This is a genomic window from Onishia taeanensis (genome assembly GCF_900100755.1).
GTDB lineage: Bacteria > Pseudomonadota > Gammaproteobacteria > Pseudomonadales > Halomonadaceae > Onishia > Onishia taeanensis.
On record NZ_FNCI01000004.1, the window covers coordinates 64,089 to 79,635 of the forward strand.

At 65.1% G+C, this 15,547-nt stretch carries 15 protein-coding genes and 1 pseudogene; 4 read left to right on the forward strand and 12 right to left on the reverse strand.

Translation table 11 applies throughout. The annotated features are described in order from the left end of the window. Positions 1 to 357: pseudogene (locus BLR71_RS17885) on the forward strand (hypothetical protein); the annotation flags it as partial. A gap of 135 nt (positions 358 to 492) precedes the next feature. On the opposite strand, the gene murB reads toward BLR71_RS17885, so the two are convergent. The 9 genes from murB to BLR71_RS07190 are packed head-to-tail and all read right to left on the reverse strand — an operon-like array spanning position 493 to position 9,375. After that, positions 493 to 1,527 (reverse strand): UDP-N-acetylmuramate dehydrogenase, encoded by a 1,035-nt coding sequence (murB, locus tag BLR71_RS07150; RefSeq protein WP_092524579.1) that lies wholly within the window; start codon positions 1,525 to 1,527, stop codon positions 493 to 495. Continuing rightward, on the reverse strand, positions 1,524 to 2,000 hold the full coding sequence (locus BLR71_RS07155) for a low molecular weight protein-tyrosine-phosphatase (protein WP_092524581.1): 477 nt from the start codon (positions 1,998 to 2,000) through the stop codon (positions 1,524 to 1,526). Before BLR71_RS07155 ends, murB begins: the two co-directional genes overlap by 4 nt. Before the next feature lies 1 nt (position 2,001). Next, positions 2,002 to 2,823 (reverse strand): 3-deoxy-manno-octulosonate cytidylyltransferase, encoded by an 822-nt coding sequence (gene kdsB, locus BLR71_RS07160; RefSeq protein WP_092524583.1) that lies wholly within the window; start codon positions 2,821 to 2,823, stop codon positions 2,002 to 2,004. Continuing rightward, positions 2,820 to 3,041 (reverse strand): Trm112 family protein, encoded by a 222-nt coding sequence (locus BLR71_RS07165; RefSeq protein WP_092524585.1) that lies wholly within the window; start codon positions 3,039 to 3,041, stop codon positions 2,820 to 2,822. The genes kdsB and BLR71_RS07165 overlap by 4 nt, the downstream gene beginning before the upstream one ends. Further along, the gene (gene lpxK / locus BLR71_RS07170; protein ID WP_092524587.1) at positions 3,041 to 4,102 is read right to left on the reverse strand and encodes a tetraacyldisaccharide 4'-kinase; all 1,062 of its coding nucleotides are present in this window, start codon (positions 4,100 to 4,102) and stop codon (positions 3,041 to 3,043) included. The genes BLR71_RS07165 and lpxK overlap by 1 nt, the downstream gene beginning before the upstream one ends. Further along, positions 4,099 to 5,835 (reverse strand): lipid A export permease/ATP-binding protein MsbA, encoded by a 1,737-nt coding sequence (msbA, locus tag BLR71_RS07175; protein WP_092525071.1) that lies wholly within the window; start codon positions 5,833 to 5,835, stop codon positions 4,099 to 4,101. Before msbA ends, lpxK begins: the two co-directional genes overlap by 4 nt. After that, on the reverse strand, positions 5,835 to 6,263 hold the full coding sequence (locus tag BLR71_RS07180) for an ExbD/TolR family protein (RefSeq protein WP_092524589.1): 429 nt from the start codon (positions 6,261 to 6,263) through the stop codon (positions 5,835 to 5,837). The genes msbA and BLR71_RS07180 overlap by 1 nt, the downstream gene beginning before the upstream one ends. Then, on the reverse strand, positions 6,260 to 6,922 hold the full coding sequence (locus tag BLR71_RS07185) for a MotA/TolQ/ExbB proton channel family protein (RefSeq protein ID WP_175491627.1): 663 nt from the start codon (positions 6,920 to 6,922) through the stop codon (positions 6,260 to 6,262). Before BLR71_RS07185 ends, BLR71_RS07180 begins: the two co-directional genes overlap by 4 nt. A 50-nt stretch (positions 6,923 to 6,972) precedes the next feature. Beyond that, positions 6,973 to 9,375: a DNA internalization-related competence protein ComEC/Rec2 gene (locus BLR71_RS07190; protein WP_245696373.1), complete on the reverse strand. Its 2,403-nt coding sequence runs from the start codon at positions 9,373 to 9,375 to the stop codon at positions 6,973 to 6,975. Positions 9,376 to 9,503: 128 nt separating this feature from the next. Here BLR71_RS07190 and BLR71_RS07195 point away from each other — a divergent pair, with 128 nt between their 5' ends. Continuing rightward, entirely contained in the window at positions 9,504 to 10,061 is a 558-nt protein-coding gene (locus BLR71_RS07195) for a DUF2062 domain-containing protein (RefSeq protein WP_092524591.1), read from the forward strand. 96 nt (positions 10,062 to 10,157) lie between these two features. Here the strand turns inward: BLR71_RS07195 and BLR71_RS07200 are convergent, their stop codons facing one another. Beyond that, complete coding sequence (locus tag BLR71_RS07200) at positions 10,158 to 10,886, reverse strand: ABC transporter ATP-binding protein (protein WP_092524593.1); 729 nt, start codon at positions 10,884 to 10,886, stop codon at positions 10,158 to 10,160. Positions 10,887 to 10,894: 8 nt separating this feature from the next. After that, positions 10,895 to 12,136 carry a lipoprotein-releasing ABC transporter permease subunit gene (locus tag BLR71_RS07205; RefSeq protein ID WP_092524595.1) on the reverse strand — a complete coding sequence of 414 codons (1,242 nt, stop codon included), beginning with the start codon at positions 12,134 to 12,136 and terminating at the stop codon, positions 10,895 to 10,897. Between the two features lie 180 nt (positions 12,137 to 12,316). Here BLR71_RS07205 and BLR71_RS07210 point away from each other — a divergent pair, with 180 nt between their 5' ends. Both BLR71_RS07210 and BLR71_RS07215 read left to right on the forward strand, forming a co-directional pair. After that, complete coding sequence (locus BLR71_RS07210; RefSeq protein ID WP_092524597.1) at positions 12,317 to 13,429, forward strand: agmatine deiminase family protein; 1,113 nt, start codon at positions 12,317 to 12,319, stop codon at positions 13,427 to 13,429. A 4-nt stretch (positions 13,430 to 13,433) separates the two neighbouring features. Beyond that, positions 13,434 to 14,348, forward strand: a complete 915-nt coding sequence (locus BLR71_RS07215) for a carbon-nitrogen hydrolase (protein WP_092524599.1) — start codon at positions 13,434 to 13,436, stop codon at positions 14,346 to 14,348. Positions 14,349 to 14,574: 226 nt separating this feature from the next. On the opposite strand, the gene BLR71_RS07220 is transcribed toward BLR71_RS07215, so the two are convergent. Further along, entirely contained in the window at positions 14,575 to 15,522 is a 948-nt protein-coding gene (locus tag BLR71_RS07220; protein WP_092524601.1) for a Nudix family hydrolase, read from the reverse strand. Between the last annotated feature and the right edge of the window lie 25 nt (positions 15,523 to 15,547).

Sequence of the window (15,547 nt, forward strand, 5' to 3'; positions counted from 1 at the left end):
AAGCAAGAGGCGCCGAAGCAGGAGGCTCCGAAGGCCGAAGCGCCCAAGCAAGAGACGCCTAAGCAAGAGGCACCGAAGCAGGAAGCGCCTAAGCAGGAAGCGCCTAAGCAAGAGGCTCCGAAGCAGGAGACGCCGCAGGCCGACGCGCCGAAGCAAGAAGCGCCGAAGCAGGAGGCTCCGAAGGCCGAGCAGCCGCAGCAAGCGGCCGGGCCGGAATCCTCTACGCCTGAAACGCCCAAGGCTGAGGCACCAACGCAAGAAGAGCCCAAGGCTCGTCGTCGGCGTCGCGCTCACAACGACCCACGCGAGATCCGTCGTCGCGAGCAGCAAGCCAAAGCCGAAGACGGCCAGTCCTGATCGGATGGCCCGGAAATCCCCGGGCCATCACTGACAGACAGCCAACAAAAACGCCCGCAGGCCAAGCCTGCGGGCGTTTTTTTATGGGCACCGATGGAAACCGCCCCGATTGCTACCCCACTATTCTGACGCTTGTTACTCCCCTTGCGGCTCACTGATACCGACAAGCCTGGGCTCACGCTCGAGCACCACACCAAAGCGCTTCAACACCATTGAGGCGATGCTGTCGGAAAAGTGTAACAGCCCCTCGGCATCGCCGCCGCCATGGTGAACGAGCACCAGGGCCTGGCGATCGTGTACGCCGAAGGCCCCCTCGCGATACCCCTTTAGGCCGCACTGATCGATCAGCCAGCCGGCCGCCAGCTTGAAGCGACCGCCGGGCCGGGAGAAATGCGGCATATCGGGATGGTGTGTCAGCAGCGCTTCGGCCAGTTCGGCCTCGACCACCGGGTTCTTGAAGAAACTACCGGCATTGGCGAGCACCGCCGGGTCCGGCAGTTTCTCCCGGCGCAACGCACAGACCGCCTCGGCGACCTCGAGAGGCGCGGGTGACGGCCCGACACGGCTCGCCAGGTCGCCATAGCCCAGTCGTGGTGATGGTCGAGTGGACAGGCAAAGTTCGAGACGTGTGATCACCACTCGCCCATCGAGGGCACGCTTGAAGAGGCTATCGCGATAGCCAAAGTCGCAGTCGGCGGCCTCGAGCACCTGCTCGCGGCCATCGGCGAGGTGGACGAGATGCACGCGCTCCAGCACGTCCGCCAGCTCGACGCCATAGGCACCGATATTCTGGATCGGTGCGGCACCACACTGACCGGGGATCAACGCCAGGTTCTCGAGGCCCCATAGGCCCTGCTCGGCCAGGCTCATGACCAACTGATGCCAGTTCATGCCGGCATCGACGTGCACCCTTACCGACTCGTCGTCCAAAGTCTCGCAGCGATAGGCGGCGAACTCAGGGTGTATCACCAATCCTGACAGCCAGTCACCGAGAATCAGGTTGCTGCCGCCGCCCAGCACCGTGACCGGCCAGCCGGCCGCGCGGGCCTCCTGTAGCACTGCAGCGAGCTCGGCCGGGGTCGATGGCGCCGAGAAGCGCTCGGCCACGCAGGGTAATCCGAGGGTATTGGCGCCGCTCAGATCATGATGGGCCTGCCAGGTGAGTCTCACGATGTCGAACCCAGCCGCTGGCGCAGGACCTCGACGAGCCCATCGGCGGCGGCCTCGACCAGATCCAGTACTTCGTCGAAGCCGTCGCCACCGCCGTAGTAGGGATCCGGCACCGCCGCACCCGACCGGCCGGCGAAGTCGAGGAAGAGCCCGACTTGGGCATCACAGTCGTCCGGGCGCATCGACAATAGATCTGTCAGGTTGTCGTAATCCATGGCCAGCAGATAATCGAAGCGATCAAAGTCGCTGCGGTCGAGTTGGCGTGCCCGCAGCCCTTTGATATCGATGCCGCGGCCAGCGGCGGCGGTAATAGCGCGGCGATCCGGCGCCTTGCCCACATGCCAGTCGCCGGTCCCGCAGGAATCGACGGCCACGCGCTCGGCAAGGCCTGCCGCCTCGAGCTTGTGGCGCAGCATGCCCTCGGCGGTCGGCGAGCGGCAGATATTGCCGAGGCAGACGAACAGCACGCGCATCTCAACGCTCCTTCTGATTGGGTCGGGTGTTTGCTGATGAGGTGTCTTCTGGCCGGGAAGCGGCGGCGTCCGCGAACAGGGCACGCACGCGCTCGAGGTCGGCCTGGGTATCGACGCCGGCGGGATGCGGCTCGCCGGCCAGGGCGACCTGGATACGGTGGCCGTGTTGCAGGGCACGCAGCTGTTCGAGCTGTTCGAGCTGTTCGAGCGGCGCCGGAGACCAATGGCGATAGGCGGCCAGGAAGCTGGCACGATAAGCGTAAAGGCCTATATGACGCAGCCAGGCGTCATGTTCGAGCAGCTCCGGGCGGCTGGCGAAGGCCTCTCGGTCCCAGGGGATCGGTGCGCGGGAGAAATACAGCGCCCGACCAGCGAAGTCGCGCACCACCTTGACCACATTGGGGTTGAACAGCATCTCGACGTCGCTGATCGACTCGCCCAGGGTTGCGATCGACGCCTCGGGGTCCTCCTCGAGCCGCGCGGCCACCTGGTTGATCAGCGCCGGCGGCAACAGCGGTTCATCACCTTGGACATTGACCAGAATGGCATCATCGTCGAGCCCCAGCCGCTCGGCTACTTCGGCGAGCCGGTCGGTGCCGGAAGGGTGATCGGCAGCGGTCATCACCACCTCGGCACCGGCCGCCTCCGCCGCATCGCTAATGCGCGAATCATCGGTGGCCACCACCACCCTACTGGCCTGGCTGGCCAGGGCCTGGCGCCACACACGCACCACCATGGGCTCACCGGCGATGTCGAGCAACGGCTTGCCGGGTAGCCGGCTGGAAGCGAAACGGGCCGGAATTACGGCGACGAAGTCGCTCATGCCTGCCCCCCTGCCTCGCCACGTTTCGGCGTCGCCTTGCCAAGCTTCTCGTCGGCGTCCATGACCCGTGCTTCCTCGGCCAGCATGACCGGAATATCGTCACGAACCGGGAAGGCCAGGCCATCGAAGTGGCACTTGAGCTCGGCGTGTTCACGGTCGTACTTGAGCTTCCCCTGGCACTGCGGGCAGACCAGCATGGCCAGCAATTCCTTATCCATCATTGTCTTTCCCCTTGCGCGACACGCGTCAGCGCATCCAGTTGCGTGGCAAACCATTCGATAAAGCCAGCCGACGGGCGGGCTTCCACGTCCAGTGCCCAGCAGCGCGCATCGGCGAAGCCACGGCACTTGACGGCATCCTTGGCGGTCATCACCACCGGCGCTTCATCGCCAAACTGCAGATCCTGGGGCGTGAAACGATGGTGGTCAGGCTTGGGGTGCGGCGTCACGCCGAGTCCCAGCCCCTCGAGCGTCGCGAAAAAGCGTGGCGGGTTGCCGATGCCGGCCAGACCATGGACCTGGCGGTCGAAAGGCAGCGGTGAGAGCGGCAGACGCTCGTCGTCGCTCAGCCGCCGCCAGGCAACCGGCGCCAGGGTCATGCTGAAACGATGGGTCGCGGCCTCGGCTCCCGTCACGTCACTACTGTCGGCACCGTTGACCACTAGTGCATCGACGCTTTCAAGCCGGGACAGCGGCTCGCGCAGCGGCCCCGCCGGCAGGCAGCGGCCATTGCCAAAACCACGCTGTCCGTCGACCACGACCAGTTCCAGGTCACGCCCCAGCGCCAGATGCTGCAGGCCATCGTCACTGATCAGAATATCGCAGCCCTCGTCGAGCAGCCGCTCGGCGCCGCGGGCACGCTTAGGGTCGACCACTACCGGCACCCCGGCCTGAGCCGACAGCATCAAGGGCTCGTCACCACAGACCTCGACCGGCGTCTGGGCACTAACCCGCAGCGGATAGTCGGCGCTCTCGCCACCATAACCACGGGAGAGAATCCCGGGACGGTAGCCTCGCTCGGCGAGATAGCGCGCCAGCCAGGCCACCAGCGGCGACTTGCCGGTTCCGCCGAGCGTCAGGTTGCCGACCACCACCACCGGCACGCCGGGATGATGAACCGGCCGCTTACCGGTCTGAAAATCTGCCAGGCGGCGAGCCACCTGGCGGCGATAGAGCGCCTCCAGCGGCCGCAGCATGCCAAGCCAGGCGGCATCGTTGTACCAGGCGGCCAGCAGCGCCTCACCGAAGCGCTCGCTGAACCGATCCCAATAGTGCTTCATGACGTTTCCTGAAACTGCAGCTGATGCAGCGCCGCATAGGCCCCATCGCGGGCGAGCAGCTCAGCATGACTGCCCTCCTCGACGATCTCGCCCTGCTCCATCACCAGAATGCGATCGGCGCGTTCGATGGTGGAGAGCCGGTGGGCAATCACGAAGGTGGTTCGGCCACGACAGACTTCTTCCAGGGCTTTCTGGATATAGCGCTCTGACTCACTATCGAGCGCCGAGGTGGCCTCATCGAGAATCAGCAGCGGTGCGTCCTTGAAGATCGCCCGGGCGATTGCCAGCCGCTGACGCTGGCCGCCGGACAGCATGACGCCGTTGTCGCCGATCTGAGTATCGTAGCCCTTGGGCAGCTCCATGATGAAGTCATGGGCAAAGGCGGCGCGGGCGGCGGCCTCAATGGCGTCCTGATCAGGATCGTCGACACCATAGGCGATGTTCTGGCCGATGGTGGTGTTGAACAAGGTGACCTGCTGGGACACCAGCGCGATCTGCCGGCGCAGGGGGGACAGCTTGAAATCATCCAGCGGTATTCCATCGAGGCTGATTGCCCCCTCGCAGGGCCGATAGAAGCGCGGCAACAGGCTGACCAGGGTAGACTTGCCACTGCCGGAGCGGCCGACGATGGCAATCATCTGGCCCGGCGCCACCTCCAGATCGATACCTTTCAACACCTCGTTCTGGCCCTCGGCGTAGGCGAAACGCACGCCCTGGAAGTGCACCTGCCCCGTCAGACGGCCCGGCTCGGTGGTCCCCTCGTCGGGTTCGGCCGGCTCCTCGATCAGGCCGAATAGCTCGCCAGAAGCGGCAATTCCCTTCTGAATGACGCTATTCACATCGGTGAGCTGACGCACGGGCTTGGCCATCAGCGAGGCAGCAGTAATGAAGGCCACGAACTCGCCAGGCGTCATGTCGTCGAGCAGGGCCGGTGACATGGCAAGCCACACGAGTCCCGCCAGAGCCAGCGCCACCAGTAGCTGGATCACCGGGGTGCTGATGCCCTTGGTCAATGCCTCCTTCATGCTCTGGCGGCGGTTGTCGTCGCTGGCCTTGGCGAAGCGGCGCTTCTCATAGGCCTCGGCGCCGTGGGTACGAACCACGCGATACCCCGACAGCGCCTCGGAAGCCACGTGAGTGACATCCCCCATGGAGCGCTGTATGCGCCGGGAAAGACGCCGAAAGCGTTTGCTGGCATAGCTGACCACCAGCCCGATCAGCGGCGTAACCGCCATGAACACCAGGGTCAGCAGCGCATTGGTCCAGAGCAGATAGCTGAGCAGCCCCAGCACGAAGAGTCCCTCGCGCAGAATCACCGTCACGGCACTGCTCGCTGCCCCGGTAACCTGCTCGACGTGGTAGGTCACGCGCGACACCAGCTGGCCGCTCGAATGTTCGTCGAAGAAACGCCCCGGCAGGTGCAGCATGTGATTGAAGACATCGCAGCGCAGGGAGTGCACCACGTTACGCGCGACCTGGCTCATGAAGTAAGTACCCAGAAAGGTCCCCAGCCCCCGGGCCGCGAACATGCCCACCACGAACATCGGCAGGAACAGCCGGAAGGCCGCATCCGGGTTCTGGATACCATCGATCAGGCGCTTCATCATCTCCGCCAGGGCCGTGCTGGACGCGGCGTAAATGGCATAGCCGACCACCGCCAGCACGAAAGAACGCCAATGGGGCCTGACATAGTCGAGCAGGCGTTTGTAGAGAGCCCATCCTGAATCGTAGATCACGGTGTCTCCGCTTGATTGGAACTGTCATTTGCTTCGCGAGTAGCGATGCGCACACGCGTAATGCCCAGAGCCGCCGCTTGATCAAGAGCGGCCACCACTCGGCGATGGGCGACCCGGCCGTCGGCCTCGATCACCAACCCATGCTCCCGGGCGGCATCGGCCCGGGTGGTCAGCGCCGCGGCTAGATCATGCTGATCGACGGATATTTGATCGAGCCGATAGTCGCCCTCGGCCGTGATCGAAAGCACCACCGGGGCGGTTTCCGCCGGCGCTGCACTGGCGCTTTCGGGAAGCTCGAGTTCCAGCGCCTGGCGGGTCTCGAAGGTGGTCGAGACCATGAAGAAGATCAACAGCAGAAACACCACATCGATCAGGGGTGTCAGGTTGATCTCCACCGGCTCCCGATGACGACGCGGAAACTTCATGCGCCGCGCGCCCCCTGAGCCAAGGAATCGTCGCGCTCGGTGAGATTCAACTCACCCGGATAATGCGCCAAGAATTCCACCAGCTGAGTGGCCTGCTGCTCCATGCGCACGGTGATGTCCTCGACCCGGCGCTGGAAGAAACGGTGAAACATCAGCGACGGTATTGCCACCGTCAAACCGGCAGCGGTGGTCACCAAGGCCTGGGAAATCCCACCGGCCAGCTCTGCGGTACGCCCGGCCCCCTGGGCACTGACCAGCACCGAGAACACCTCGATCATCCCGACCACCGTCCCCAGCAGGCCGACCAGCGGCGCGATCGCGGCGATGGTGCCCAGCGGGCTCAGAAAGCGCTCCATGTCGTGGATCACCGCGACGGCCGCTTCCTGCAGCCGGGCACGCACCTGGTCATGACCGAGCCGGGCATTGCGAAGCCCGGCGGCCAGCACGCCGCCCAACGGTGAGTGGCTTTCCAACCAATAGAGGTTGACCTGCCCCTGAGCAACCAGGGCACAGACCTCTCCGCCCAGCCCCGCCGGGGCAATGCGCGCCGCGCGCAAGGCCCAAAGCCGCTCGATGATGATCACGGTAGCGACCAGGGAGCAGCCCAGCAGCGGCAACATTAACCAACCACCGACCTCTAGTGCACCGAGCATGTCCATATCAGAGTCTCCAAAATGCCATCACCGCCGGGGGCGCTATCGACCATCATCTAGGGGCGAGATTCTACCCCATGGCAGCCGCCATCGACACCGCGTCGCCAGCTCGGTTGGCGCTCGGCGCTCACCAGGGTCTCCTCACCTGGGGCTAAGGTAACCGTCACCGCCCCATCAAGCGCGGTATTCCACAGGCAGCTGCCCTGTCGACGAAAGCGCCGCACCACCTGTGGCGCAGGGTGGCCAAACCGGTTGTCGCGCCCGGCACTGATGATGACCTGACGAGGATTCGTCGCCGCCACGAAGGCCTCACCCGAGCTGGTGCGACTGCCGTGATGCCCGGCAACCAGCACGTCGATACGCGCCGGCAGCACAGGCAGCAAGCGACGCTCCACCTCTCGCCCGGCATCACCGGTGATCAATACCGCCTTGTCGCCCAGGCTCACCAAGAGCACACAGGAGCGGTCGTTCGCGGACCATTCATCAAGGGACCCATCCGGCGGCCAGAGTACCCGGAAATCGATATCGCCACTGCTCCAGCGCTGGCCGGCGACGCAGGGGCGCGCCCGATGCCCGACCGCCTCCCCGCGGGGCGCCAGCCATTCGCCCACCCGGTGATCGGCAAGCGCCGGCACGCCGCCCGCATGGTCCTGATCGCCGTGACTCACCATGACCCGCGAAAACGTCCGCCCAGGAGGCCAGAGCCCGGCCAGCGGCATGAAGCCAGAGCTGAACCGCGGCCCGGTATCGTACAGGAGTCGCGTCGCCTGAATACGACCATCAACATCGCCACTATCCTGGCGAAGGGTATTCCGGCCCTCGTCGGTATCAGGGTGGCGGCCGGTGCGAATCTCGGTGCTGGGCGAGTCTGTCGTCAGTTCGATCGCCTGGCCCTGGCCCACATCATAGACCCGCAGCTGCAGGCTCCCCTGGGCCGGCAGCGGTGGCTCGAGGTTGAGAGACACGGCCACCATCAGCAGTGACACCGCCACCCGCATTGACCGCGTCACTCCCGGCAGCCCCCAGGCCAGAGCGATACCGGCAAGACAGAGTGCCACCGGCAGACGCTGCCAGTCAGGCAACACCAGCAAAGGCATGACCGCCACGGCCTCGGCGAGCCCCGATTGCAGCCAGGCGGCCAGCGCCTCGAAGAGTTGCCAGCCGACATGGGCCAGTGGCGGCACCCCGCTTAGCACCCAGATCAACAGCCCCAGCGGCACCATCAAGACGCTGACCCAGGGCACTGCCAGCAGATTGATGATCGCCGAGCCGGGCGCCAGCCGTCCGAAGGCGATGATCACGGCGGCGGACATTAACGGCGCCAGCAGCAGTTGGGTGCGGACCAGCGCCCAGGCCCAGCCTTTGAGCCCCTGGGGCCGGGAGCGCCCCTGCCAGATCAGGATCAGCCAGGCCACGGCCAGAAAGGACAACCACAGCCCCGGCCGCCAGAGCGATAGGGGGTCGGCCAGCACGACCAGCGAAAACGCTAGCCACCAGGCCTGCCAGGGCCCGGGCGCGTGACGGCCGCAGGCGACCCAGAGGCCGACCAGGGTCATGATCAGGGCACGAAACGCCGGCGGCTCAAGACCCGCCAACCAGGCATAGCCGCTCGCCGCCACGCCCGCCATGACCCAGGGCCAGACCGCCATGCGCCAGCGTCCGGGCGTCACACAGCGCGCCAGACCGCGCATCAGCCATAACACGCAGGTCGCGACCAACCCCACATGCAGCCCCGACACCACCACTAGGTGCGTGGTACCGCTGGCATTCAGAAGCGACCAGTCATCATCATTGAGTCGCTCGGCGGCGCCTAGCGTCAACGCTGCCAGCCAGCGACGCCCCAAGCCGTCGGGATAATGGCGATCGAGAAAGGCCAGGGCCGACTGGCGAAGTGAAAAAGGGGCAACGGCCTGGCGCTCTGCCGGCGGCGAGTGCCGCACATAGCCGGTTGCGCCCAGCCCTTCGCGCCACAGCCAGGCGCGATAGTCGAAGGTGCCGGGATTGGCGAACCCCGATGGCGGCCGCAGCCGCACCGTCAGGCGCCAACGCTCGCCTACCGCCATGGCGGGACCGCCATAAGCCGACAGGCGCACCCGCTTGAGGGTGTCACAGTCGGCAAGGCCAGGCTGCAGGCTATGGCAATGATCGACGGCAAGTCGCAGGCGGCTCGCCGGCTGGCCCTGCTGATAGGAGAGAATGCGCCCCTCGAGCCGGAGATCCTGACCGACAAGGCCTCGGGGCAGTTCGGCGTCCTCGGTCAGCAGCAGCGAGCCGCCGACCACAGTGGCGACGACGAACAGCACCAAATGGAGCCACCAACGAGGCAGCCGTGCCAGGATCAGCAGCCCCGTCACGCCCCAGGCCGCCAAGAGCCCGTCCGGTGCTTGCACGACGAGCCCGGCCCCCACCAGGGCGGCGAGCGCCCACGGCATGCCAAGCCCACTGCCCATGATACGCATGACAGTTCAGGCCCTCCCTGGCCCTGTCTCACCCTCGATCCGGCCGCAGCCGTGGCGAGGGGCATGGCTTGTATGGATAATGGCTGCGGATCCTGTGGTCCTTACCATCCATCGCCTGCGAGCCTGCCATGCCGCGCCGCTTCCTACAGCGCTACATGCCCCATCCCGATACCCTCAAGGGTAATCGCTCGCTGCGCTTTATGCGCCATTTGATCGGCGATGCTTCCCTGTGGATGCTATCGCGCCGCTCAGTGGCCAATGCCTTCATGGTCGGCGTGTTCTGCGCCCTGCTGCCGATTCCTTTTCAGATGGTGCTGGCCGCTGGCGGCGCCTGCCTGCTGCGTTGCAATCTGCCGCTTTCGATCGGGCTCGTGTGGATCACCAACCCTTTGACCATGCCGATCATCTTCTATGGCAACTATCGGCTGGGCGCCTGGCTGCTGGACACGCCGCCCAGAGCGGCACCCGACACCCTCTCGACGCAGTGGATAGCCGAACGGCTGGTCGATATCCTGCCCGCCTTGGCGCTGGGTTCATTGGTCGCGGCGGTGGTCGCCGGCCTTGCCGCCAACGTCGCCATCCGTTTGATCTGGCGCTGGCATGTATCACGCAGCTGGCGGCGACGCCGCAAGCAAAGGCGCCTGCGTGCCGCTCTGGCCGCCAAAGGCCGCAACGGCGAAGGCTGATCACGCCGGCAAACGCGGCCAAGCTACCGGATGGCCAAGCCTGGATAGCCGAGGGTGGCTCTCCAGGCCCAGCCATTGTCGCATCGCTGCCCCGTCTTAGCCGTCCACGGTCAACTGACCGTTATCCAGCTTCATCACCCGATCCTGGTGGGCGGCGAGGTCGGTATCATGCGTCACCACCACGAAGGCACAGGCGGTCGTCTTGGCGAGCTCATCCATCATCGCCAGGATGCTTGCGGCCGTGGTCTTGTCGAGATTGCCGGTGGGCTCATCCATGAGCACCAGGCTGGGATCAGTGATCAAAGCCCGGGCGATCGCCACCCGCTGACGCTCGCCACCGGAGAGCTCACCGGGCTTGTGATCGCTTCGCTTGGCCATGCCGACATGCTCGAGGATCTGTGCGGCACGCTGGCAGGCCTGCTTACGCGACTGACCGCGCACGATCAGCGGCAGCGCCGCGTTTTCCAAGGCAGTCAGCTCGGCCAACAAGTGGTGAAACTGATAGACGAAGCCGATATGGCGGTTACGAAAGCGCCCGAGCTGGCTTTCGCCCAGGTCGGCCAGTGACTGCCCCGCCACCTTGACGGTGCCGGCGCTGGGCCGATCCAGACCGCCCAGCAGGTTGAGCAGGGTCGTTTTGCCCGACCCCGAGCTGCCCACCACGGCCACCCGCTCTCCGGCACGTACCTCGAGCTGCAGGTTCTCGAGCACCGTCACGTCCTGGGGACCCTCACGGTAGGTCCGCGTCAATCCCTGGCATTCAAGCAGTACCTGGCCAGCCTTGGTGGAGGCATGCTCCTCGGTCATGATTGTCTCCTTACTCATCGAGGGCCTCATTCGTAGCGCAGCACGTCAGCCGGCTGGATGCGCGAGGCGCGCCAGGCCGGATACAGGGTAGACAGGAAGGTCAACACGAAGGCCGCCGAGGTAATCACGCCCACATCGGACCATTCCAGACGAGACGGCAGATAGCTGATGAAGTAGACGTTGGCGTCCAGGAAATGGATGCCAGTCGTCGCCTCGAACCAGGCGATCAGGTCGGCAATCGTCAGCGCTAATGTCACCCCGACACCTAGCCCTATCAGGATACCGATGATGCCAATCGCTAGCCCCTGGACGATGAAGATACCCATGATCGAGCCAGGTGTGGCGCCGATGGTACGCAGAATGGCGATATCCGCCTTCTTGTCGGTGACCACCATCACCAGGGTCGAGACGATGTTGAAGGCAGCGACGGCGACGATCACGGTCAGCAGCAAGCCGATCATGCGTTTCTCCATCTGGATCGCCTGGAAGAGGTTGCCGTGGGTCTGGGTCCAGTCGATGCCACGATAGCCTGGCCCCAGCTCATCGATGATCTTGCGGGTCTCGCCATGGGCAGCGAAGAGATCATCGAATTCCAGTCGCAGCCCTCCGACGGCATCGCCCATCCTGGCCAGGGTCTGCATATCGGCGATATGGGCATAGGCCAGGCTGGCGTCCAGGTCGGCCCCGACGCTGAAGATCCCGCTCACGGTGAAGCGCTTCAGGCGTGGGAAGACCCCGCCAGGGGTGATCGAGGCCTCGGGTACCAGCAGGGTGACGCGGTCGCCGACCCCGATGCCCAGCCGCCTGGCGAGCAGTTCGCCGAGCACGACCTTCCATTCCCCGGCCTTCAGATCATCGAGGCTCCCCTGAACCATATTCTCATCGATGATCGACACCTTGGCCTCGGCCTGTGGGTCGATGCCATTGACCATGGCGCCCTCATTGCGCCCGCCGATCGAGAACATACCCTGCTGCTGCACGAAGGGCGCGGCGCCGATCACCCGCTCGCGCTCCATGAGCCGGTCGGCCAGGGGCTTCCAGTCGGTCATCCCCGAGGGCGCCTCGATACGGGTATGGGGCACCATGCCCAGCACTCGGGAGCGCAGTTCGTGATCGAAGCCGTTCATCACCGACAGCACCAGGATCAGCACGGCAACGCCGAGCATCAATCCCAGCATCGAGGTCAGGGAAATGAAGGAAATAAAGTGATTGCGTCGCTTGGCGCGCACGTAGCGCAGCCCAAGCATAAATGGCAGACGGTCGAGCATCGCGATCGGTTCCTTGTCAGCGGGCGCTCATGGTACGGTTTTTTGCCTGGCGACGCATGCGCGCCGCGAGAAGCAAGGCGATTATCCTGCGATGGATCCCTTGCATCCCGACAGCGCCCACCCTACATTGCGCCGTCCCCGGGGCAAGGCCCCGATGAGCATACCCGTGAGAAGACTGCGATGGCTAACCGCTTGTTCCCCGAATGGCATCAACAAGATGCCGTGCAACTGACTTGGCCGGGTGCCGACAGCGACTGGGCCCCCATGCTGTCGCGCATCGAAGCCACGCTTGAGCGCATGGTCACGGCCATCGCCCGCTACCAGCAAGTGCTAATCAGCGTCGCCGATACCGCGACCCGGGAGCGGCTGGCGGCCACCTTTACCCAGCTCGGCGTCCCCGCACAAAGGCTCAGGCTCTACGTGGTGCCAAGCGATGACAGCTGGGCGCGGGATCATGGGCCGATCGGCATCGAGCGCGATGGCCGCCTGACCCTGCTCGACTACCGCTTCACCGGCTGGGGCGGCAAGTTTCCCGCCGCCCGAGACGATGCCCTGAACCGGGCACTGGCCGATCAGGGCGTCTTCGCCGCCCCACTCGAATCCCAAGCCCTGGTACTGGAAGGTGGCGCCATCGAGAGCGATGGCGAAGGCACGCTGCTAACCACCGAGGCCTGCCTGCTCAACCAGAACCGTAACCCAGCGCTGGACCGAGCGGCGATCGAGGCCCGTCTAGGCGAAGACTTCGGCGTCACCCGGGTGCTGTGGCTCGCCCACGGACATCTAGAAGGCGATGACACCGACAGCCACGTCGATACCCTGGCACGCTTCTGCGACCCGCAGACGATCGCCTATGTACGCTGTGATGACCCCGAGGATGCCCACTACGCGGCGCTTAGCGCCATGGAAGATGAGCTCAAGGCGCTGCGCCAGGCCGACGGTTCGCCCTACCGGCTGATCCCGCTGCCTTGGCCACGGCCCTGCTTCGATCCCGAGGACGGCCACCGCCTGCCGGCTACCTACGCCAACTTCCTGATCATCAATGGTGCCGTGCTGGTGCCGGTCTATGGCGATGCGGCGGACAGCACCGCGCTTGCCGCACTGGCCACCGCCTTCCCCGAACGCGACCTAGTGCCCATCGACTGTCATGAGGTCATCCGCCAGCACGGCAGCCTGCATTGTCTGACCATGCAGTTACCCAAGGGCAGCTTGGCCGCCGCTCACCTTGCCGGCGCCGCCAGCCACGACGCCTGTAACGATGCTGACAACGACGCAACCGCTGACGTTCAGGAGTGATCGCATGACCCAGACCCTCACCGTTGGCCTGGTCCAACAGCGCGCCTGGCCCGACAAGGCAAAAAGCCTGGATGAGACCGAAGCGGGCGTCCGCGAACTCGCGGCCCAGGGCGCCGAGCTGGTGCTGCTTCAGGAGCTGCATGCCAGCCACTATTTCTGTCAGTACGAGGACCCGGCGGTATTCGATCTGGCCGAGCCGCTCGACGGCCCGACCGGCAGGCGACTGGCGGCACTGGCCGCCGAACTCGATATCGTGCTGGTCGGCTCACTGTTCGAGCGCCGGGCCACCGGGCTCTATCACAACACCGCCGTGGTCTATGACCGGGCCCAGGGGGCCGTTGGCCACTACCGCAAGATGCATATTCCCGACGACCCTGGCTTTTACGAGAAATTCTACTTCACCCCGGGTGACGCCGAGGGCGTCAATGCCGGAGACAAGCTGGGGGGATTTGCGCCCATCGATACCTCGGTGGGACGCCTGGGGCTGCTGGTGTGCTGGGATCAGTGGTACCCGGAGGCGGCGCGCCTGATGGCCCTGGCCGGCGCCGAGCTGCTGCTCTACCCCACCGCCATCGGCTGGACGCCCGCCGACGACGATGCCGAGAAAAACCGCCAGAAGGACGCCTGGACGCTCATCCAGCGGGCCCATGGGGTTGCCAACGGTCTACCGGTGGTGGTCGCCAACCGGGTCGGCCATGAGCCCGATCACAGCGGCGCCAGCGACGGCATCGACTTCTGGGGAGGCAGCTTCGTCTGCGGCCCCCAAGGAGAGCTGCTGGCCCATGCCGGCGAGGACAGCCAGCGGCTGCTGGTCGAAGTGGATATGCACCGTGCCGAGGATACCCGGCGCATCTGGCCCTTCCTGCGCGACCGTCGCATCGACGCCTACGGCGACCTGACGCGACGCTATCGCGACTAGGCGAGGGCTACGGGCACGCGGCTACCCCGAGGACAAACGTTCGCGGAAGCGCTATGAACCCTTCCATGGGCGCTACCGATGCCATCCCTGGCATCGGACCTCCGCTACAGCCTGTCCCCGGCGCCGCTCACTCGAAACCCTGATCGCCCCCTCTATGAGGAAACCCCCACGGGCAAGGTCCATGGGGGTTTTCTTAGAGCTTCCGGCTTCAAGCTTCCGACTGGGGTTACTTCCAGAAATCACGAATCGAAGCGATCCCCTGCGCACCCACGGCTCTAGCATGGTTGGCATCGAAGCGGGTCATGCCACCCAGTGCAAAGACCGGCATCGCCGCCGTTTCCACCAGCTGCTGGAAGTCGTGCCAGCCAAGCGGCGCCGCATCCGGGTGAGTCGGCGTGGTGCGCAACGGCGAGAGCGTCACGAAATCACAGCCGATTCGAGCCGCCTGCTCCAACTGCTCACTGTTGTGGGTCGAGGCGGACTGCCACTTGCCCTGGGCCAAGGGACGGCGCTCGAGACTCATCAGCCGCTCGCTGGTCAGATGAATGCCGTCGGCATCCACCTTGTCGAGAAGCTCGGGCTCGCCATTGAGCAGCAGGCGCGCTCCATGCTGGCGGCACAGCGTCAGAGCCCGCTCGGCGCGCGCCAGATAGGCATCGCGATCCAACTGTTTGGCGCGCAGTTGAACCAGACGCACCTTGTCCTCGACCAGCGCCCGCTCGAGCTTGGTGAAGAAGACCTCTTCATCCTCCTCTTCGGCAGTGATCAGGCACTCGGTAGGCAGGATCACCGCGCGCAGGATCGGCAGGTTGGCCGCCGGGAAGGGATAATTGAACAGGTCATTCTTGTCGACCCAGCGCACGGCCTGGCCCTCACGACCGAACGGCTCGCCGGCAAAGGCATGCACCTGCCATACGTCGAGCAGGATATGCTTGTCGGGATACTCGTGATTGACCCGGATCAACGGCTGGGCACGCTGAATCTCGACGCCGAGCTCTTCATGCAGCTCGCGCTTCAGGGCCTCGAAGCCGGTTTCATAGGGCGCCAGCTTACCGCCGGGAAATTCCCAAAGACCGCCCTGATCGACGTTAGAGGGGCGCCTGGCGATCAACACCTGGGTCGTATCCTCGCTGACGATGGCGGCGGCAGCCACATGTACCCTTCTCTTGACCATTGTGTGTATTACCTTTCAAACATGA

Coding starts and splice junctions, on each gene's coding strand:
- BLR71_RS07155 (WP_092524581.1), bottom strand. CDS start 2,000: ATGCGCGTGCTGTTCGTCTGCCTCGGCAATATCTGCCGCTCGCCGACC.
- kdsB (WP_092524583.1), bottom strand. CDS start 2,823: ATGAGCGACTTCGTCGCCGTAATTCCGGCCCGTTTCGCTTCCAGCCGG.
- BLR71_RS07165 (WP_092524585.1), bottom strand. CDS start 3,041: ATGGATAAGGAATTGCTGGCCATGCTGGTCTGCCCGCAGTGCCAGGGG.
- lpxK (WP_092524587.1), bottom strand. CDS start 4,102: ATGAAGCACTATTGGGATCGGTTCAGCGAGCGCTTCGGTGAGGCGCTG.
- BLR71_RS07180 (WP_092524589.1), bottom strand. CDS start 6,263: ATGAAGTTTCCGCGTCGTCATCGGGAGCCGGTGGAGATCAACCTGACA.
- BLR71_RS07185 (WP_175491627.1), bottom strand. CDS start 6,922: ATGGACATGCTCGGTGCACTAGAGGTCGGTGGTTGGTTAATGTTGCCG.
- BLR71_RS07190 (WP_245696373.1), bottom strand. CDS start 9,375: ATGCGTATCATGGGCAGTGGGCTTGGCATGCCGTGGGCGCTCGCCGCC.
- BLR71_RS07195 (WP_092524591.1), top strand. CDS start 9,504: ATGCCGCGCCGCTTCCTACAGCGCTACATGCCCCATCCCGATACCCTC.
- BLR71_RS07200 (WP_092524593.1), bottom strand. CDS start 10,886: ATGAGTAAGGAGACAATCATGACCGAGGAGCATGCCTCCACCAAGGCT.
- BLR71_RS07205 (WP_092524595.1), bottom strand. CDS start 12,136: ATGCTCGACCGTCTGCCATTTATGCTTGGGCTGCGCTACGTGCGCGCC.
- BLR71_RS07210 (WP_092524597.1), top strand. CDS start 12,317: ATGGCTAACCGCTTGTTCCCCGAATGGCATCAACAAGATGCCGTGCAA.
- BLR71_RS07215 (WP_092524599.1), top strand. CDS start 13,434: ATGACCCAGACCCTCACCGTTGGCCTGGTCCAACAGCGCGCCTGGCCC.
- BLR71_RS07220 (WP_092524601.1), bottom strand. CDS start 15,522: ATGGTCAAGAGAAGGGTACATGTGGCTGCCGCCGCCATCGTCAGCGAG.